The organism is Microbacterium hydrocarbonoxydans, assembly GCF_023715885.1.
In the GTDB taxonomy this organism is placed as follows: domain Bacteria; phylum Actinomycetota; class Actinomycetes; order Actinomycetales; family Microbacteriaceae; genus Microbacterium; species Microbacterium hydrocarbonoxydans_C.
This window is the reverse complement of the sequence record NZ_JAMBOY010000004.1, coordinates 209,896-228,782: the sequence shown is the minus strand read 5'-3', so window position 1 is coordinate 228,782 and position 18,887 is coordinate 209,896. Positions and strand designations below refer to the sequence as shown.

At 70.0% G+C, this 18,887-nt stretch carries 23 protein-coding genes; 22 read left to right on the top strand and 1 reads right to left on the bottom strand.

Annotation, left to right across the window (positions count from 1 at the left end):
- The first annotated feature begins 89 nt into the window (after positions 1–89).
- The 6 genes from M3195_RS12530 to M3195_RS12505 are packed head-to-tail and all read left to right on the top strand — an operon-like array spanning position 90 to position 5,420.
- The gene (locus tag M3195_RS12530) at positions 90–728 is read left to right on the top strand and encodes a FliH/SctL family protein (protein WP_251588012.1); all 639 of its coding nucleotides are present in this window, start codon (positions 90–92) and stop codon (positions 726–728) included.
- Complete coding sequence (locus M3195_RS12525) at positions 725–2,053, top strand: FliI/YscN family ATPase (RefSeq protein WP_251588010.1); 1,329 nt, start codon at positions 725–727, stop codon at positions 2,051–2,053. The genes M3195_RS12530 and M3195_RS12525 overlap by 4 nt, the downstream gene beginning before the upstream one ends.
- Positions 2,050–2,475, top strand: coding sequence for a flagellar FliJ family protein (locus tag M3195_RS12520; RefSeq protein WP_251588009.1), 426 nt, complete (start codon positions 2,050–2,052; stop codon positions 2,473–2,475). Before M3195_RS12525 ends, M3195_RS12520 begins: the two co-directional genes overlap by 4 nt.
- A complete protein-coding gene (locus M3195_RS12515) occupies positions 2,472–3,758 on the top strand; it encodes a hypothetical protein (RefSeq protein WP_251588008.1) in 1,287 nt (428 codons plus the stop codon). The genes M3195_RS12520 and M3195_RS12515 overlap by 4 nt, the downstream gene beginning before the upstream one ends.
- 9 nt (positions 3,759–3,767) lie before the next feature.
- On the top strand, positions 3,768–4,223 hold the full coding sequence (locus M3195_RS12510; RefSeq protein ID WP_251588007.1) for a flagellar hook capping FlgD N-terminal domain-containing protein: 456 nt from the start codon (positions 3,768–3,770) through the stop codon (positions 4,221–4,223).
- A 30-nt stretch (positions 4,224–4,253) separates the two neighbouring features.
- Positions 4,254–5,420 (top strand): flagellar hook protein FlgE, encoded by a 1,167-nt coding sequence (locus tag M3195_RS12505; protein ID WP_251588006.1) that lies wholly within the window; start codon positions 4,254–4,256, stop codon positions 5,418–5,420.
- A 139-nt stretch (positions 5,421–5,559) separates the two neighbouring features.
- Here M3195_RS12505 and M3195_RS12500 read toward each other — a convergent pair whose 3' ends face one another.
- Entirely contained in the window at positions 5,560–6,552 is a 993-nt protein-coding gene (locus M3195_RS12500) for a hypothetical protein (protein ID WP_251588005.1), read from the bottom strand.
- A gap of 335 nt (positions 6,553–6,887) precedes the next feature.
- Here M3195_RS12500 and M3195_RS12495 point away from each other — a divergent pair, with 335 nt between their 5' ends.
- The 16 genes from M3195_RS12495 to flgK all read left to right on the top strand — a co-directional run bounded on the left by M3195_RS12495 (position 6,888) and on the right by flgK (position 18,881).
- Positions 6,888–7,118: a flagellar FlbD family protein gene (locus tag M3195_RS12495; protein WP_251588004.1), complete on the top strand. Its 231-nt coding sequence runs from the start codon at positions 6,888–6,890 to the stop codon at positions 7,116–7,118.
- Between the two features lie 2 nt (positions 7,119–7,120).
- Complete coding sequence (locus M3195_RS12490; protein ID WP_251588003.1) at positions 7,121–7,918, top strand: motility protein A; 798 nt, start codon at positions 7,121–7,123, stop codon at positions 7,916–7,918.
- Positions 7,915–8,730 (top strand): OmpA/MotB family protein, encoded by an 816-nt coding sequence (locus M3195_RS17120; RefSeq protein WP_251588002.1) that lies wholly within the window; start codon positions 7,915–7,917, stop codon positions 8,728–8,730. The genes M3195_RS12490 and M3195_RS17120 overlap by 4 nt, the downstream gene beginning before the upstream one ends.
- Positions 8,731–8,761: 31 nt before the next feature.
- A complete protein-coding gene (locus tag M3195_RS12480; RefSeq protein WP_251588000.1) occupies positions 8,762–9,655 on the top strand; it encodes a flagellar motor switch protein FliM in 894 nt (297 codons plus the stop codon).
- On the top strand, positions 9,652–10,308 hold the full coding sequence (locus tag M3195_RS12475) for a FliM/FliN family flagellar motor switch protein (RefSeq protein ID WP_251587998.1): 657 nt from the start codon (positions 9,652–9,654) through the stop codon (positions 10,306–10,308). Before M3195_RS12480 ends, M3195_RS12475 begins: the two co-directional genes overlap by 4 nt.
- Positions 10,309–10,310: 2 nt before the next feature.
- On the top strand, positions 10,311–10,727 hold the full coding sequence (locus tag M3195_RS12470) for a flagellar biosynthetic protein FliO (RefSeq protein WP_251587995.1): 417 nt from the start codon (positions 10,311–10,313) through the stop codon (positions 10,725–10,727).
- Between the two features lie 228 nt (positions 10,728–10,955).
- A complete protein-coding gene (gene fliP, locus M3195_RS12465; protein ID WP_251588268.1) occupies positions 10,956–11,687 on the top strand; it encodes a flagellar type III secretion system pore protein FliP in 732 nt (243 codons plus the stop codon).
- The gene (gene fliQ / locus M3195_RS12460; protein WP_096715435.1) at positions 11,684–11,959 is read left to right on the top strand and encodes a flagellar biosynthesis protein FliQ; all 276 of its coding nucleotides are present in this window, start codon (positions 11,684–11,686) and stop codon (positions 11,957–11,959) included. The genes fliP and fliQ overlap by 4 nt, the downstream gene beginning before the upstream one ends.
- Positions 11,959–12,720, top strand: a complete 762-nt coding sequence (locus tag M3195_RS12455; protein WP_251588266.1) for a flagellar biosynthetic protein FliR — start codon at positions 11,959–11,961, stop codon at positions 12,718–12,720. The genes fliQ and M3195_RS12455 overlap by 1 nt, the downstream gene beginning before the upstream one ends.
- A complete protein-coding gene (locus M3195_RS12450; RefSeq protein WP_251587994.1) occupies positions 12,717–13,820 on the top strand; it encodes an EscU/YscU/HrcU family type III secretion system export apparatus switch protein in 1,104 nt (367 codons plus the stop codon). Before M3195_RS12455 ends, M3195_RS12450 begins: the two co-directional genes overlap by 4 nt.
- 64 nt (positions 13,821–13,884) lie before the next feature.
- Positions 13,885–15,948 carry a flagellar biosynthesis protein FlhA gene (locus tag M3195_RS12445; protein ID WP_251587993.1) on the top strand — a complete coding sequence of 688 codons (2,064 nt, stop codon included), beginning with the start codon at positions 13,885–13,887 and terminating at the stop codon, positions 15,946–15,948.
- A 47-nt stretch (positions 15,949–15,995) separates the two neighbouring features.
- Positions 15,996–16,328: a hypothetical protein gene (locus M3195_RS12440; RefSeq protein ID WP_251587992.1), complete on the top strand. Its 333-nt coding sequence runs from the start codon at positions 15,996–15,998 to the stop codon at positions 16,326–16,328.
- Positions 16,312–16,533, top strand: coding sequence for a DUF2283 domain-containing protein (locus M3195_RS12435; RefSeq protein WP_251587991.1), 222 nt, complete (start codon positions 16,312–16,314; stop codon positions 16,531–16,533). Before M3195_RS12440 ends, M3195_RS12435 begins: the two co-directional genes overlap by 17 nt.
- 85 nt (positions 16,534–16,618) lie before the next feature.
- The gene (csrA, locus tag M3195_RS12430) at positions 16,619–16,867 is read left to right on the top strand and encodes a carbon storage regulator CsrA (RefSeq protein ID WP_251587990.1); all 249 of its coding nucleotides are present in this window, start codon (positions 16,619–16,621) and stop codon (positions 16,865–16,867) included.
- A gap of 119 nt (positions 16,868–16,986) precedes the next feature.
- The gene (locus M3195_RS12425) at positions 16,987–17,469 is read left to right on the top strand and encodes a flagellar protein FlgN (RefSeq protein WP_096715429.1); all 483 of its coding nucleotides are present in this window, start codon (positions 16,987–16,989) and stop codon (positions 17,467–17,469) included.
- 5 nt (positions 17,470–17,474) lie between these two features.
- Positions 17,475–18,881: a flagellar hook-associated protein FlgK gene (flgK, locus tag M3195_RS12420; RefSeq protein ID WP_251587988.1), complete on the top strand. Its 1,407-nt coding sequence runs from the start codon at positions 17,475–17,477 to the stop codon at positions 18,879–18,881.
- Positions 18,882–18,887: the final 6 nt, after the last annotated feature.

The following is an 18,887-nucleotide window of genomic DNA, read 5'->3' as shown; positions in this document are numbered from 1 at the left end:
CCGGGCGACGCGATAGTGGGCAGGGAGCACGGACTGCTCGACCTCCGGACCATGGACTGGCCACTTCTTCGACTTCCGAGGTGCGCACCGTGCTCGATTCCGTCTTCACGCCGCTCGCCGTGCCGCGGGTCGGCGCGACGCCGATCGACATCCGCAGCGAGGCCGATCGTGCGCGCACCCGCGGATACGCCGAGGGGTTCGCCGAAGGGCGACGCATAGCCGCCGAGCAGGCCCGCGTCGAGCAGGAACAGCACGCCGCCCGGGTGGAGGCCCTGACGCAGGCCTTCGGAGAGCGCGCACGGTCGGCGGTGGTCGCCGTGCACGGGGCGCGGTCGGCGCTGGAACAGCGTGTCGACGATGTCGCCTCGCTCGATGTCGCGCGCATCGAGGAGCTGGCGGTCGAGCTCGCGATCGCGATCGTGGGCGTCGAGCTCTCCGATCCCGCTCGGTCCGCTGCACACGCCCTGCGCCGTGCGCTCGTCGAGGTGCCGCAGACCCGATGGACCCGCATCGTCTTCAGTGAGAGGGATCTCGCTGCGCTGCAGGAGGTCGGCGCCCTCGCGACGATGAGCGACGTCGAGATCGTCTCGTCGTCCGCGGTCGACGACGGGGGAGTCATCGTCGACATCGGCGACGGCAGCGTCGACGCGCGTATCGCACCCGCCTTCGCGCGGGCGCGGTCAGCGCTTCTCGGCGTCGACGACGAGCCCTCGGAGGTGACGCTGTGACGGTCGCCACGGCATCCTGGCACCGGGCGCTCGACGCGTCGCGCCCCGAACGCTCCGGAACGGTGAAGGCGGTCGTCGGACTCGGGGTCGAGGTGCTCGGCATCGACGCGGCGGTCGGAGACCGCGTGCGCATCGACGCGGTCGACGGCAGCGCGGTGGATGCCGAGATCGTCGCGGTCGACGGTGATGCCTCCCGGTGCATGCCGCTCGGCCGGCTGAGCGGCATCACCGCGAGAGCGCGTGTGCGTCACGCGGGCGCGCCGTTGCAGGTGCCGACGGGACGGGCGCTGCTCGGACGCGTGCTCGACGGACTCGGCCGTCCGATCGACGGGAAAGGCGCGATCGACGCCCGCGCCGAGCGCGTCTCGCTCGACAACACGCCGCCCGGCGTCCTCGACCGGCAGCGGATCGACCGACAGCTCGGTCTCGGTGTCCGGGTGCTCGACACCATGACGCCCGTCGGCAGCGGCCAGCGACTCGGGCTCTTCGCAGGCTCAGGCGTGGGCAAGTCGTCGTTGATGTCGATGATCGCGCGCGGATCGAGCGCCGACGTGAACGTGATCGCCCTCGTGGGCGAGCGCGGTCGCGAGGTGCGGGAGTTCATCGAGGACGATCTCGGAGCCGACGGCCTGGCGCGGTCGGTCGTGGTCGTCGCGACCTCGGATCAACCGGCGATGGCGCGTCTGCGCTCTGCATTCGTCGCGACGCGGATCGCCGAGCAGTTCCGCGACGACGGACTCGACGTCGTTCTGATGATGGACTCGTTGAGTCGCGTCGCGATGGCGCAGCGCGAGATCGGACTCAGCGCGGGGGAGCCCCCGGCCACCCGCGGCTACCCGCCGTCGACGTTCTCGGTTCTCGCGCGCCTGCTGGAGCGTGCGGGGGCGGGGACGAGCGGGTCGATCACGGGGCTGTACACAGTGCTCGTCGACGGGGACGACCACAACGAGCCGATCGCCGACGCCGCCCGCGGCATCCTCGACGGACACGTCGTGCTCGATCGTTCGCTCGCGGTGCGCGGCCACTTCCCGGCCGTGGACGTGCTGGGCTCGGTGTCGCGGGTCGTCTCGAAGATCACCTCGTCGTCGCAGCGGGAGGATGCCGTGGCGCTGCGCAGCGTTCTCGCCGCGCGGCGCTCCGCGAACGACCTCATCGACATCGGCGCCTACCGGCCGGGAGCGAATCCGCTGGTCGACGCCGCGCTCGCCAACGAGGCGGCGATCGGTGCCTTCCTCATGCAGAGCATGGACGAGCTCAGCACGACCGATGACTCCTGGCAGCGGTTGGCTGCCCTCACCGACGCGTTCGGAGGACTGATCCCATGACCTTCTCCCTTTCCGGCCTGCTCCGCGTGCGCGGCGCCCAGGAGCGCATCGCCGCGGAAGAGCTGTCACGCGCCAGCAGCGAGCGTCGCAAGGCTGAGACGGCCGTGCGAGCCGGTGCCGCGAGCCTCTCCGAGATCAGCAGCCAGGTCGACGACGCGGCGACCCTTCTTGCGATGGCCGCCGCCCGAGCCGCGGGGCGCAGCGCGCTGGGCGACCTGCAGACGCTCGCGGAGCTGAGCCGCGCTGCGGAGAGCGAGGCGAAGACCGCACACATCGAGGCTCGTCGCGAGCTCAAGGGACTCGAGCGTCTCGAGACCGCGCACCGGGTGGAGGAACACCGTGAGGGACTCGCCGCCGAACAGGCCGCCCTCGACGAGATCGCCACCGCGCGCGGACGCCGCCCCGAGGGGAGCGCCGCATGAGCGCCGTGACGCTGACCGACGCACTGCTCGCGTCACCCGCCGCCGCCGAATCGACCGGCCGGTCCGCGACCGACGCCGGAGCGCGGTTCGGCGAGGCTCTCGTCGCGGCGGGCGAGTCGTTCCCCGCCGAGTCGGCGTCCTCGGATCTCGTCGACGGGGTGGAGGATGCCGGGGCGATGCCCCTCTCCCGCGAGGAATCGACCGCTGGTGAGCCGGAGGGCGGCATCGTGTCCGCGGCGCTCGCCCTGCTCCTCGCGTTGCCGACCATCGACGGTGGCGCCCCCGCCACGGACCAGGTGGAGCCCGGCACCGGCGATGCGTCACAGGCGTCTTCGCCCGTCGATGTCGCGACGGCGGAGGTCGCCGCGGAGGTCCCGAGCTCGGCATCCTCCGCAGATCGGATCACCTCGGTGGTGCTCGCCGGGCCGGCGGTGCGGGCATCCGACGCTCTGGCCGCTTCCGCTCCCGCCGTGTCAGGCGGGACGGATGCCGCGGGGGAGCCGGCGCCCGACGCTTCCCCGCGGCTCGGCGCGGAGAAGACCCCCGTCGCAACGCCCGCTTCCGTGCCGCCCGCGGTTCCTGCGCACCGCATCCCTGCCGACGGCATCGTCGCCGTCGGTGCGGACCCTCGTCCGCCGGCCGCGGCACCCGTGTCGGCATCCGCTGTCCTCCCCGATCGCCCGGGTTCCGGCGATCGCGCGCCGGCCGCCGCCACCGCATCCGCTTCTCCGACGATCACCGCGGTGGCGTTGCCCTCGATGCCGGTCTCGCCGGTCGGCCCGGCGGCGACGGAAGCCGCTGCGCCCGTGACGCCGATCCCGCGCACGGTCGCAGCCCAGGTGTCGCCGGTCGTCGTCAGCATCGCGCAGCGCCCATCGGGCACGCACCAGCTCACGATGACGGTCAACCCCGACACGCTCGGTCCCGTCACGGTGCGCGCACACATCGGCCAGGCGGGCGACGTACGGGTGGAGCTCATGGGTGCGACGGATGCCGGGCGCGACGCGCTCCGCGCCATCGTCACAGATCTGCGTCGTGATCTCGCCGCCGCGATGCCGCACGCATCGCTGAGCATCGCTCAGGGCTCGGGGTCCGACCCGGGCGCCGACCGAGGCGCGTCCTCGTTCGGCAGTGGCGGAGCGGGCGGCGAGGCGCCCAGCCGTCGCGATGCCGCATCCGACGCCTCACCGCCGCCGCAGCCCCGCCAGCCGGCGCCCGCCACCCCGTCATCCGCGTCGAACGACCGCGACCGGGCCGCCGCCGGCCTCGACATCCTGGCCTGAGAGGACGCCATGACCATCCCCATCACCGCAGCCCCGACGATCGACGCGACGAGCTCGATCCACACCGGCGGCACGACCGACCCCGCCGCGCGTAAGCAGGTCATGGACGGCGAGGTGTTCCTGAAGCTGCTCGTGACGCAGCTGACGCACCAGGATCCGTCGAACCCCATGGACACCAACGAGATGATCGCTCAGACCACCCAGCTGGCCATGATGGAGCAGCTCACGACCCTCGCCGACAACGGAACCGAGGCGTTCGCCCTGAACATGCGACAGGCCGCGACCGCGCTGATCGGTCAGGAGGCCTCGTACAAGGACGCCGACGGCAAGGCGGTCACCGGAATCGTCACCAAGGTGTCGTTCGACGGGGCGGTGCCGCAGGTGACCATCGGCGACAAGACCATCGCACTCGACGCCATCACCGGCGTCACCTCCACGACCGCACCGGCCGCCCCGGCCGCCTGACCTCCGTCTCACACAGGAAGAGAGAACACCATGCTTCGCTCGCTCTACTCCGGGATCTCCGGGCTCCGCTCGCACCAGACGATGCTCGACGTCACCGGCAATAACATCGCCAACGTCAACACCGCCGGGTTCAAGGGCTCGTCCGTGCTGTTCCAGGACTCGCTCTCGCAGCTGATCGGCAACCCCGGCATCCCCGACGACCAGGTCGGCGGACGCAACCCCGCGCAGGTCGGACTCGGCGTGCAGGTCGCCGGCGTGCGCACCAACTTCGCCCAGGGCTCCGCTCAGGCCACCGGACGCGGGGGTGACCTCATGATCTCGGGCGACGGTTTCTTCGCGGTGCGCTCCGGCGGCGAGACGCTGTACACCCGCGCGGGCGGCTTCACGTTCGATCCGACGGGCAAGATGGTCACGGCCGACGGCTCGATCGTGCAGGGCTGGGCGGCGCAGAACGGTGTCGTCAACACCGGAGCCGCAGCGGGCAACATCGTGCTGCCGCTCGACGCCGTCGCCCCCGCACGGGCCACGACTGCGGCGACCGTCGCGGGCAACCTGCCGTCGACGGCGGCGACGGGCGACGTGCTGGTGCGGGACGTGACCGTCTACAACGCCCAGGGCACGCCGTCGACGCTGAGCTTGAACTTCACCCGCACCGCGGCGGGTTGGGACGTCGCCGAGCCGGTCAGCGGCGCCACGGGCGCTCTGGCCTTCACCGACGGCAAGCAGACCGGCGCGGGGCTCACCCTCACGGCCGGCGCCGTGACCGTCGACCTCACCACGGTGACCGGCTACGCGACCCTGTCGACCGTCGCGGTCACCGAGCAGAACGGCGCCGCCGCCGGCACGCTGAAGTCGTACAGCATCACCGGCGACGGGTCGATCGTCGGCACCTTCAGCAACGGCGCGACCCAGACGCTCGCGAAGATCGCGATGGCCGTGTTCGACAACCCGGAGGGACTCGAGAAGGCCGGGAACTCCTCCTACCGGGCATCCGTGAACTCCGGCGCCGTGCGCATGGGTGAGCCGGGGCAGGCCGGGTTCGGCAACCTCCAGTCCGGTTTCCTCGAGATGAGCAACGTCGACCTCTCGCAGGAGTTCACGAACCTGATCGTGGCCCAGCGCGGATTCCAGGCGAACGCCCGCATCATCACCACGAGCGATGAGGTGCTGCAGGAGCTCACGCAGCTCAAGCGCTGATCGCCGTCGCCTCTCCTGCCGCCCCGCCGCCTCTGACGCGAACCACCCCTTTTCGCGCGACCCACCCCTGTTGTGGCCGACGCGAGAGGGGTGGCTCGTGCGAAGAGGGGTGGTTCGGCGGCGCGTCGTCCCGTCGCGATCAGGCCCACGCGGGGTGCCGGGGGCGCAGACCGAACGCCCGGAAGCGCGCTTCGGCCGACTCGAGGCTGCGCATGTCGGAGCTGTCGACGCGCACGACGCGCCACCCAGTGACGCCGCGGACCCAGTCCTCGCGCGCCTTCTCGTCCATCAAGACCTGGTCCGCCGAACGAGCCCCTCGAAGATCCGGGTCGAGGTACTTCGACAGGCCGTCGCACTCGATGAACGTGCGCGCTTCCTCGACGGCGATGTCCATCCAGAACCTGCCGCCGTCCGGCGCTGCGATCGGCATCTGGAGGATGGGCCTCGCGAACCCGAGTTGGTGCAGGCGGTATCTGGTGACGCTCTCCAGCGGGAGCTGCGCCCGACCGTCCGCCAGCGTGGTGATCTCCCTCGCTTGCCGTATACCGCGGGCGCCCGCAGTGCGAGTCCGACGCTCGAGCGAACCCATCAGGTCCTGCGCGGCGAGCGCATCGAAGGCCCACGGTTCTCCCGCGATCCGCGCGACCGCAGCGTCCGCGACGGCGAGAGCGGTGTCGCCCGCGACCGTGCGGATCACGTCGTACACGGTGCGATCGAGGGTCGTGACACGGATGCCCTCCATCTCGTCGACGTCGCTGTGCGGGACGGCGCCCTCGTGCCGCAGGAGCTCGGGGGCGCTGTGCCGATGGTGCGTGCGATCCGAGATGACATGTACCCGATCCGGCGTCGTCCGGTACAGGGGCAGGTCCCACAGCACGGCGGCGGAGACGTGCGAGAACACGGGCCGCGTGGTCGTGGCCGACTGGGCGACAGCGAGGACTTCGGCCCGATGCCGGGTTTCCGGCCAGAGGTCGTCCCACTCGCCCCGGTCGACGAACCATCCTCGGCGCACGCGATGAAGGTGACCATTGTCCAGCGCCCGGCGGACCGCCCGCGCGCTCCATCCGGTGAGCTCGAGGCGTCTGCGGTCCATGAGGAGACGACGAAGTTCTGTCAGAGACGCGTGCCGCATGCGCCGAGTGTGCCCGGGCGGCGACCTCATCGGGTCACTCGCAGAGCGGTGTGGAGGGAATACCGCCTGATCCCACATCGTGCAGAAGAACTCATCCGGGCGCAGCCGTCGCCGAACCACCCCCTTGTGTGCGACCCACCCCCGAGCGAACGGGGATCAGAGGGGTGGTTCGCGCGCAAAGGGGTGGCTCGCGTCGCGGACGGGGCGGGGCGGACGCGGACGGGGACGGGCAGGGCGGACGGGGAGCGGGGCGGTGGGGCGCGCTGGTTACCCGGGGCGGGTCTCGTCGCGATAGTCGGGGCAGACTCCCTCCTCCCCACGTCCGGAGACCCCGAATGATCACCGTCACCCGCCTCGACCACACGAGGTTCGCGGTCAACCCCGATCTCGTGGAGCGCATCCAGGAGTCACCGGACACGACCCTGCACATGATCGACGGCCACGTCTACGTGATCTCGGAGAGCATGGATGCCGTCATCGACCTGATCGTGGCGTATCGCGCCCGGGTGCTCAGTGCGGCGCAGACGATGACGGGTATGCCGGCCGACGGACGGGCCGAGGGCTGATCGTGGATCCCGCGTTCATCATCGGCGTCATCGTCGCCTTCGGCGCCCTCGTGGCGATGATCACGATGGAGGGAGCGAGCTTCCAGGCGCTCCTCATCCCCGCGCCGATGATCCTCGTGCTGGGTTCCACCATCGGTGTCGGCATCGCGAGTCACACCCTGCGCGACACGAAGCTGGCCGCCGCGAGCCTCGGACGCATGGTGCGCGGGCCGCGGATGACGCCGGAGGCCGTGATCCCCTTCCTCGTCGGCTACGCCGAGAAGGCCCGCGGCGAGGGCCTGCTGGCGCTCGAGCAGGAGCTCGAGGGTGCGCCGGACGACTTCACCCGCCAGGCTCTGCAGGCCCTCGCCGACGGCACCGACGCGGAGGATCTCCGCACGGTGATGGACGACGAGATCGAGGCAGCGTCCTCCCGCACCCGCGTCGCGGCCCGCTTCTTCGCCTCCCTGGGCGGATATGCGCCCACGATCGGCATCGTCGGCACGGTCGTGTCGCTGACGCACGTTCTCGAGAAGCTCGACGAGCCCGATCACCTCGGCCCCATGATCGCCGCCGCCTTCGTGGCGACGCTCTGGGGGCTGCTCTCGGCCAACTTCATCTGGAACCCGATCGCCGGCCGCCTGAACCGCATCGGCGCCGTCGAGCTCGAGCGCATGACCCTCGTCGCCGAAGGGATGCTCGCGATTCAGGCCGGCAGTGCGCCGCACCTGCTCAAGGAACGCCTCGAGGCCATGTCGACGGTGCGCCCGAAGGAGAAGAAGGCCAAGGTGTCGTCCGACCCGCTGGGGGAGGACGCGTGAGCACCGCCCGTCGCGCGCGCGGACGCGGCCACGCGGACGACTCGCACGACGAGCCGGACGAGCGCTGGGCCGTGTCGTACGCCGACATGGTGACGGTGCTCATGTGCCTCTTCATCGTCCTCTTCGCGGTCTCGAACGTCGACGCGACGAAATTCGAGCTGCTGGCGAACAGCCTGGCGACCGGGTTCGGCCAGGAGGAGAAGCCGGGTGGAGCCGCCGACACCGCGGAGGGCGTCGTCGTGCCGCCGGAGCTGCGTGACGATGACGGGGTGATCGACCTGCAGGCGCGGGCGAACGCCGAGTACGAGTCGCTGGAGCAGCTCCGCAACCGCATGCTCGAGGCACTCACCGCGCAGGGGCTGCAGAACACCGTGTCGTTCGTCATCGACGAGCGCGGCCTGCGGGTCGGGCTCGTCGGCGCGGAGACGTTCTTCGGCGACAACAGCACCGCGTTGTCGGGCAAGGCGGATGCCGTGCTCGACTCGATCGGCGATGTCCTGACCTCGGTCGACAACCAGGTGAGCATCGAGGGGCACGCAGACCACCGCGTCTCGGCGTACCCTTTCGCGACGAACTGGGAGCTGTCGGGCGGGCGGGCGACGCAGGTCGCGCGTTTCCTCGTGGAACACGAAGGCATCGCGGGCGCACGGGTCAAGGCGACGGCGTTCTCCGACACACGGCCCATCGCCCAGGGCGACGCCCCTGAGGCTCTGGCCAGCAACCGCCGCGTCGACATCGTCGTCGAGTCCTCCGAGGAGGACCAGGTGCGCGCACTCATACCCGCCCTCGCCTCGGCCGCCGGAACGGGTTGATCCGATGACCACCACCGCTCAGGAGCCACGCATGTCCGCACCCGTGATCGACGATCCGGCGACCCGGTACCCGGCCTATGACTTCAGTCGACCCACGCAGCTCGACCGCGAGAGCACGCGCCACCTGGAGGCCGCGTTCGAGTCGTTCGCGCGCCTGTGGTCGTCGCAGCTCACGGCCAAGGTGCGGGTCAGAGCGCACCTCGCGCTCGAACGAGTCGAACTCGTCTCGTATGAGGAGTACGCCGAGACGCTGCCCGGCACGACCGCGATGGTGGCCGGTTCGCTCCCGGGGCGTGAGGAGCCGTGCGTCGTGCAGTTCGGGCTCGACAGCGCGCTGCTGTGGGTCGTGCAGATGATGGGCGGGCGCAGCACGTCGCTGCCGGCCGCTCGGACGTTCACTCCGATCGAGCTCGCGCTGGTCAGGCACCTCATGGAGGGCACGTTCGAGCACCTGCACGCCAGCCTCGACGGCCTGCTTCCCGGCGAGCCGCGCTTCGCGGCCGTGCACTACAACCCCCAGTACATGCAGGTCATCTCCGGAACGGCTGCCGTGATCGTCGCCCGGTACTCCCTGCGCCTCGGTGACGTCGAGACCACGGCCACGGTGATGCTGCCGGCATCCGCCGTGGTCGACCGCCTCGCTGCATCCGGCTCCGACGCCGCGACCGCGCACACCGCCGACCACACCCTGGAGCAGGTGCGCAGCACCCCGCTCGAGATCACACTGCGACTCGCGCCGATCACGATCGGAGCGGGAGAAGTGCTGGATCTCGCACCCGGCGACCTTCTGCGACTCCCGCACTCCGAGACGCGCCCCTACGAACTCGTCGCCGGCCACACGACCATCGGCTTCGCGACCCCGGGCAGCCGAGGTTCCCGGCTGACCTGCCTGATCACCAGCACCCCCGAGGAGAACCACTCATGAGCACCTTCCACGAGACCGCCGTCGCCGCGGCGATTGCCGGCAGGATGCCGTTCGCCTTCCCCGTCATCCCTGCTCCGTCGACCGATCCCGGAGCCGTCGGCGACGCCGTGGCCGTCACCTTCACGGGAACCCCCGGTGCTCGCATCGCGATCCAGGTGATCGATCCGACGCAGCTGGAGGACGGGTCGGCGACCGCACCGCTCGCCGACCGCCTGCATCCCATCTTCGAGGCGGCGGTCGTGGTGCTCGGCGCCGGCGCTCTGGGCGAGGGCGAGCTCGTGCCGGCCGCGTCGGTCTTCACGGACGCGGGGACACAGGTGTTCGACCTGGTCGACGCTGCCGGTGCGGTCGTCGCCCGCGCCGGCGTCCGCATCGACGGAGCACAGTCCGCAGGACCTGCCGGACCGCAGCGACTCAGCCGCATCGCCGGTGTCGAGATGGAGCTCGTCGTCGAGATCGGACGCACGCGGATGCCGGTGCGCGACGTGCTGTCGCTCGAACCGGGTCGGGTCGTCGAGCTGGACCGCGCAGCGGGATCTCCCGCCGACATCAAGCTCAACGGACGACTGATCGGCCACGGCACGGTAGTGGTGGCCGAGGGCGACTTCGCGATCCGCGTGGAGCGGATCCTCGACGGCGCCGAGGTCGTGTAGCCATGGACGACCTGCTCGTCGCGGTGCGCGCGATCGTCGCGCTGGCCGCCGTGCTCGGTCTGCTCGTCTTCCTCAGCAAGCGGTTGCAGAAGAGCCAGTCGACGGGGACGGGTCCTCTCGCCGGGCTCGTTCCCAAGAAGCTCGCGCGGACGCGTGCTCCGCGTCCCGCACCGGTGCGCCGCACGCGCCAGGAGAGGATCACCGTGGTGGCGCGGTCGGGGCTCGGCGGTCGCGCCCAGCTGGTCGTGGCCGAGTTCGGAGGAATCCGTTACGTGCTCGGCGTGACCGAGCAGGGTGTGAGCGTCGTCGACACGCAGGAGGCCCCGGTCGCCGAGGACGAGTCGATCACGGCCGTCGATGAGGCGGCGAGCACCCCGCCCGACGACATCGTCGACAGGGCGCTGCGCTCCGTCGCCTGACACCGACGCCGGGGTTACGCCGAGGACGCTCTGTCGCGATAGTCGTCTGCGAGCACGGATAGCTCGCCCCCTCGGCTACGGATCGGCCACGACACCCATTCCCGGAGTGCCGCCGTGTCCTCAGCCGTGCCCCTCTCCGCGCCGCGTGCGCTCGAGCGGCGTCGGCGCGCGCGGGTGACCCGGAGAGTCGTCACGGTCGCGCTCGTCGCGGTCGGAGTGGCCGCCGCGATGGTCGTGCTCGGGGCAGCGGATGCTCAGGCGGCTGTCCTGCCCTCCGAGACCGGCGACGGCGGTGGCGTGACCATCAACGGCATCAACGGAACGCCGTCCGACAGCATCATGACGCTGCTCGGCATCACCGTGCTGAGCGTCGCGCCGGCGCTGCTGCTGATGATGTCGAGCTTCACGAAGATCTTCGTCGTGCTCGCTCTGACCCGGAACGCACTCTCGCTGCCCTCGATCCCGCCCAACCAGGTGCTCGCCGGCCTCAGCCTGTTCCTCACGCTGTTCATCATGTGGCCGGTGCTCACCGACATCAACACCGTCGCCGTGAGCCCGTTCACGGCGGGCCAGATCGACTTCGGTCAGGCGTTCGACCTCGCGCAGGCGCCGCTGCGGGACTGGATGCTGTCGTACACGCGTGAGGAGGACATCGCCCTCATGCACCGTGCCGCGCAGCTCGGCAACCCGACCGACGCGGCGAGCATCCCGCTGCAGACCCTCGTTCCGGCGTTCATGATCAGCGAGCTCCGGGCCGCTTTCCTCATCGGGTTCGTGATCTTCGTCCCGTTCCTCGTCATCGACCTCGTCGTGGCCAGCGCCCTCATGTCGATGGGGATGATGATGCTCCCGCCGGTGATGATCTCGCTGCCGTTCAAGATCCTTCTCTTCCTGCTCATCGACGGCTGGGGAATGATCATCACCGCCCTCGTGCAGTCGTACAGCGGGGGCGGCGGATGAGCCCCGAAGCCGTCATCGACATCGGACAGGCAGCCCTGATCCTCGGCGCGAAGCTCTGCGCACCGCTCCTGATCACGGCCCTCGTCGTGGGGTTCGCGATCTCGCTGCTGCAGTCGATCACCCAGGTGCAGGAGATGACGATCTCGTTCGTGCCGAAGCTCGTGGCGGTGGGCATCGCGCTGCTCGTGAGCGGGCACTGGATGATCGCCGAGCTCATCGCCTTCTCGAACGAGATGTTCGCCCGCATCCCCGGTCTGCTGAACGGCGGATGATGAACATCCCCATCGACTTCACCTGGCTCGAGGCCACGGCGCTCGCCTGCGTGCGCATCACGGCGTTCCTCGTGCTGGCGCCGCCGTTCAGCCATGCCACGATCCCGATGCGCATCCGCGCGATGCTGGGAGCGGGTCTCGCTCTCGCCGTCTCGCCCGTGGTCACGGTCGGATACGAGCGTCTTGACACCGGCGGCTTCCTGCTGGCCCTCGTGGGGCAGGCGTTCACGGGGGCGCTGCTCGGCTTCCTCGTCATGGTGCTCTTCAGCGCGATCCAGGGAGCCGGTCACCTCGTCGACACGTTCGGCGGCTTCCAATTGGCGCAGGCGTTCGATCCGGGTATGGCGATCAACGGCGCCCAGTTCACCCGCCTCTTCCAGATGACCGCGCTGCTGCTCCTGTTCGCCTCCGATGGCTATCAGCTCGTGCTGGGCGGGCTCTTCCGCTCGTTCGACGCGATCCCCGTCTCCGGCGTCATCGACCTCACGAGCCCCGCCGAAGCGCTCGTCGGCGCGACTGGCCAGATGATGCTCAGCGCGGTGCAGATCGCCGGCCCGCTGCTGATCGTGCTGTTCCTCGCCGACGTCGGTCTGGGGCTCGTGACGAGGGTCGCGCCCGCGCTCAACGCCTTCGCGATGGGCTTCCCCGCGAAGATCGGGCTCACGCTCGTACTGGTCGGCTTCGTCTACGCCGCCCTCCCCGGCGTGGTCGGAGCGATCGCCGAAGACGCCGCCCGGCTGCTCGTGGGGGTGACGCGGTGAGCGACGTCGACACCGGGGAACGCACCGAGAAGGCCACCGAGCAGCGGCTCAGGGATGCCCGTCGCAAGGGCCAGATCGGGCGCAGCCAGGACTTCACGGCCTGGGTGTGCATCGCCGCGGCCGCCGTGATGATGGTGCCGACCGTCGCCGCGGGCACCCAGGTCACCACCGATCTCTTCCTCCGCGTGTCGCAGGTCGCGCGCCACCCCGCCGACGAAGTCGCGATGGACGCGCTGGGTGCGGCGATCACGTCGCTCGGAGGCGTGCTGCTGCCGATGCTCCTTGTGGTACTGCTGGCCACCGCCGCGACCGCCGTCGCCCAGGGCGGCATTCACCTTCGCGGTGTGCCGATGCGCGCCGAGCAGTTCAACATCGTGGCCGGACTCCAGCGGGTCTTCGGGCGCCAGGCGCTGTGGGAGGGGCTCAAGGCGCTTCTCAAGACCGTCGCGATCGGCATCTCGCTGTGGATCGTCGTGTCGGGCCTCGTGCCCGTGCTCATGGCGAGCGGGAGTCACAACATCACGTGGCTCCTCGAGCAGGCTGCCGGGGGAGCGGTCGCACTGCTGCAGGTCGCGGTGGCCGTCGGCATCCTGCTCGCCGCGATCGACGTCGTGGTCGTGATGCGCCGCAACCGCAAGCACACGCACATGACGAAGAAAGAGGCGAAGGATGAGCACAAGAAGAGCGAGGGCGACCCGCTCGTGCGCTCCCAGCGTCGCTCGCGTCAGATCGCGCTGAGCCGGAACCGCATGATCGCGGCCGTCGGCGACAGTGACGTCGTGCTCGTCAATCCGACCCACGTGGCGGTCGCCCTCCGATACGAACCGGGCAAGTCCGCCCCGCGCGTCGTCGCGAAGGGCGCGGGCGTCGTGGCGCAGAAGATCCGCGAGAAGGCGGAGGAGTCCGGTGTGCCGATGGTGCGCGACATCCCGCTCGCGAGAGCGCTGCACTCGGCGTGCGAGCTCGGACGCGAGATCCCCGAAGAGCTCTACACCGCAGTCGCCCAGGTGCTCGCCTTCATCGAGCATCTGAAGCGTCGAGGGTCGGCGCGCGGCACCCACACCATGCCGTTCGAGAGCACCCGCGATCGCGGCCTGTGAGCCACCGCACTTCGCACATCCACCGCACCGCGCACATCCACCGTCACGAGAGAACGAGACACCCATGATCGGACAGATCCTGTCGAAGGCCGCAGTGCCGGTCGGCGTCGTCGGCATCATCCTGCTGCTCATCGTCCCGATCCCCACTCCGCTGCTCGACGTGCTCATCGTCGTCAACATCTCGTTCGCCCTGCTGATCCTGCTCACGGCGATGTTCATCAAGAAGCCGCTGGAGTTCTCGGTGTTCCCGAGCCTGCTGCTGGTCGCCACCCTGTTCCGGCTGGGGCTCAACGTCGCGTCGACTCGCCTGGTTCTCAGTGAGGCGCACGCCGGACAGGTCATCCAGGCGTTCGGTCAGATCACCATCAGCGGATCCCTCGTGATCGGCGCGGTGATCTTCCTGATACTCACCGTCATCCAGTTCGTCGTGGTGACCAAGGGCGCGGAGCGCGTCGCCGAGGTCGGAGCACGCTTCACCCTCGACGCCATGCCGGGCAAGCAGATGGCGATCGACGCCGACCTCAACGCCGGACTGATCACCGAGGCCGAGGCTCGCGCGCGTCGGGCCGAGGTCGCCGCGGAGGCCGACTTCTACGGTGCGATGGACGGTGCGTCGAAGTTCGTGAAGGGCGACGCGATCGCCGGGATCGTCATCGTCGTCATCAACTTCGTCGGCGGCATCGTCATCGGCATGGTCCAGCACGGCATGGAGGTCGGCGAGGCGCTCGAGACGTACAGCATCCTGACGATCGGCGACGGCCTGGTCACCCAGATCCCGGCGTTGCTCATGGCCGTGTCCACCGGCATGATCGTGACCCGCGAGAACGCCGAGGCCGAGATGGGTCAGGCGGCGGGCCGCCAGCTGCTGCAGTCGCGCAACGCGTTGCTCATCACGGGCCTCGCCGCCTGCGCGATGGGTTTCATCCCCGGGATGCCGCTGCTGGTGTTCCTCGCGATCGGCGCCGTGCTGCTGTTCGCCGCCTCGCGGGTGCGGGCGAACGAGGCGCGGGAGACGGCCGCGGCGCTGGACGCCCAGCAGCTCGAGGCGGCCGAGGCCGCGGCCGAGGGGCCGGAAGAACTCATGGACCGGATGCGGGTGCACGCTCTCGAGATCTCGCTGGCCCCCGACATCGTCGATCTCGCTTCGGGCGGTCAGGGCGATCTGCTGACCAGGGTGAAGTCGCTGCGCCGCAAGCTCGCGATGGAGATCGGCATCCTGATGCCGCCGGTGCGCACGCGCGACAACATCGATCTGCCGGCTCAGACCTACGCGCTGCTCATCGCGGGCGTCGAGGTCGGCCGTGGCACGGTGCCACGCGGCCATGTGCTGGCCATCGGGACCGGGCTCGAGCAGCTGCCGGGCACGGCCGTGACCGACCCAGTTTTCGGTCTCGAGGGCAAGTGGGTGCCGACCGAGATGTCGCACGCCGCCGACATGGCGGGGGCGACCGTCATCGACCGGGCGAGCGTCATCATCACCCATCTGTCCGACGTGGTGCAGAGCCAGGCGGACAGACTGCTCTCGCTCGAGGACGTGCGGCAGCTGACCGAGCACCTGAAGCAGTCCAGCCCGGCGACCGTCGAGGAGCTGACGCCCGCGATGCTCTCGCTCGCGGCGATCCAGCGTGTGCTCGCCGGGCTGCTCTCGGAGCGAGTCCCGATCAACGACCTCGCCCGCATCTACGAGGCGCTCGCGCTCCGGGCGAAGACCGCGACCGACACCCCGGGTCTCGTCGACGCGGCGCGCGCTGCTCTGGGGCCGGCCATCGCCGCGCGCTTCGCACAGGACGGTCGCCTCCGCGTGCTCATGTTTGACCCGATGCTCGAGCAGCAGATGCTGGAGGGAATGCGAGCCGTCGAAGGACAGACTCAGATCGTGCTGAGCCCCGAGGCCACGATGCAGCTGCTCGAGAGCGTACGGCGGACCGTCGCGGAACTCGATCAGTCCGGCCCCGAGCCGGTGCTGGTCTGCGCTCCCTCGCTCCGCGCGGCGGTGCGGAAGATGCTGACGGCCCAGGTGCGCGGGCTGCCTGTGCTGTCGTACGACGAGGCCGCGGCCGGCGGATTCGCGACCGATGTGGTCGGTGTCGTGCGCATCGCGCCCACCGCCCTCCCGATGGCGAACTGATTCACCCAGAGGAACCAGATTGCGCGGCAGCTTTGTCTTCAGGCGCAATGCTCGTCGCCGTGTGCATACTGCCATACCGGGCCAACGTGTGGACGATCTTCGTCGAGAGTTCATCTCCTCGATGGGAGAGCATCATGATGTTGCCACCCGTCCAGAAGATCAGAATTGCGTCGGGCCTTCTAGCGATATCCCTCGCTGCCTCGTCGATGGTCGCCAACCATGAAGCGAGTGAACAGGACGAGCTCGATCCAGTGTCCGTTGCGGAACTCGTCGTCCCCGAGGTGCTGGCAGGAGCAGTCTCGGACAACTCTGAGGGTGAACGGCCGTCACCCGCGCAGGTGGCGAGGGAAGTAGCGGAGGGCGATGAAGATCCGATATGACTCCGAAGTAGATGCGGCGTACCTCGCTCTGGGGGATATCGCGGATGGAGAAGCGGTCGTTCAGATCCCCGAGCTATATCCTCCGGGCGGCCGCGGCGAGATCATCCTCGATTTCGACGCGCAGGGTCACGTGATCGGGATGGAGATACTCGCTGCCAGCGTGGTTCTTCGACCGGAGGTGCTCGACAAAGCCGTGAGGATCTAGGCTGCGTCCTCTCATTTACGAGCGGAACCTGCGCTAGTTTTGTCTGGGCGTGCGTCGGCGCGCCGGCCATGGAAGGCGGACGAGCATGCTGGTACTCACGAGGCGCGCGAATGAGAGCATCCTGATCGGCGACGACATCACGGTCACGATCCTCGCGGTCACACCGGGCGGCGTCCGAGTCGGCATCGATGCACCGCGCGACAAGCGCATCAATCGCGCGGAGATCGTGCTCGCGGTCTCCGACGCCAACCAGGAGGCCGTGCAGACCTCGGCCGACGACGCCGCAGAGAACGCCCTGCTGGGGGCGCTCGCGCGGATCAGCACGAAACCCTGAGGCTGTCAATGGGGAGTTCTCCCCATCCGGCCCGAGTTACCCCGCACATCGATGTCGCGATAGTCCTGAGTACGACGGGCAATCCCGTCGGCAAACCGCGACTGACGAGGTGACGAACCGTGGCCGCTCACGACCTGAGCATGCAGCTGATGCGAGAGCGCGATCTGCTCGAGGTGCTGCTCTTCAAGCTCGACGAGCAGCAGATGCTCCTCGCAACCGGACGCAACCGCTGGATCCACCACGCGGCGAACGAGATCGATCGCGTGCTGGCCGCGATGCCGACGGTCGCCCTCTCACGCGACACCCTGGTGGTCGCCGTCGCCGACGAGTGGGGGGTGCCGGAGGCCACGACGCTGCGGGAGCTGATCGACGCCGCGCCCACCGACGCCTGGCGCGAGGTCATGTCCGGGCACCTCGAGGCGATGACCTCGCTCGCCGAGGAGATCGCCCAGATGAAGAAGGTCAACGAGCAGCGCCTGCGCACGGCGATCCGCGTCACCCAGGAGACCATCGCCGGCCTCGGTACGCCGACCGGTGAATACGACCCGTCCGGCGACGTCGTCCGCGACGGCGACGCCCGACTGCTCGACACGAGGGTGTGATCACGGTGTCGTCGTTCGCAGGGCTCCGGCTCGCCGAATCCGCCCTCGCCGCGGCCCGCGCCGGCATGACCGTCACCGGGCAGAACATCGCCAACCAGACCACCGCCGGTTACACGCGCCAACGGCTCGAGCAGACGTCGCTGTCGGCTCCGGGGTCGACGGGCCTCTGGCCGACGACGTTCACCGTCGGCGGAGGGGTCGGAGTCACGGGTGTCGCCCGACTCGGGAACGACCTGCTCGACGCGCGCGTGCGCGACGCCCTCGGCACGTCGGGCTTCTGGGTCACCAGGGCGACCGCGGCCGGTCAGGCGGAGGCCGTGATGGCCGAGCCGACGTCCGACGGACTCGCCGCGAACCTCAATCGGTTCTGGGCGGGCTGGTCCGACCTCTCCAACACCCCGGATGCGGGGGCGGCCAAGGTCGTGCTGACGAATGCCGAGGTGCTCGTCGGTCAGATCGCCGCCGGACATCAGTCGATCGCCGGTCAGTGGACCGACCTGCGCGGTCAGGTGGACCGGCAGATCACCGATGTCAACGCGGTCGCAGGGCAGGTCGCGGCCCTCAACGGGCAGATCCGCGAAGCTCTGCTCTCGGGGCGCGGCGCCAACGAGCTCATCGATCAGCGCAACGTGCTCGCGCAGCAGTTGTCGACCGCGGTCGGCGCCACGGGAGCCGTCGAGGCCGACGGCACCTTGACCCTCCGCATCGACGGCAACGCCCTCGTCTCCGGCGACGCCAGTCGCGCGCTGACGGTGAGTGGTCCGCGCGAGATCGCCGCCGGTGGTCGGATCACGGTGGCCTGGGCGGATCGTCCCGCGCTGCCGGTCGCCGTGACGGGCGGAACGGTCGGCGGCGCCCTCAGCGCGCTCGGCCCTGCGGCCGATGGCGGCACTCTCGCCGGCGTCGCCGCGGCATACAACGCGACGGCCTCCGCCCTTGCGACGGCCGTCAACGACATCCACCGCACCGGTGTCACGTCCACCGGCGCGCCGGGGGGCGACTTCTTCGCGATCGACCCGAGCGGACCGGCCGCGCTCGGACTCCGGGTGCTACCCGACGGACTCGCCGATCTCGCGCTGGCCGCGCCGGGTGCCGGAGCCAAGGACACCACGATCGCCGACCGCATCAGCACCCTCGGGTCGGCGGCCACGGGACCCAGCACCGTGTGGTCGAGTTTCGTGACGGGATTCGCCGTGACCGTCGCCGGAGACCGTCAGCGGGCCGACATCGCCGACATGGGCGCGGTCGCCGCCGTCACCGCGCAGCAGTCGAACGCCTCGGTCGACGGTGACGAGGAGACCATCAACCTGCTCACCTATCAGACCGCGTATCAGGCGGCTGCGCGCGTGCTCACCGCCGTCGACGAGGCGCTCGATCTGCTCATCAACCGCACCGGCCTGGTCGGCCGCTGATCCCGG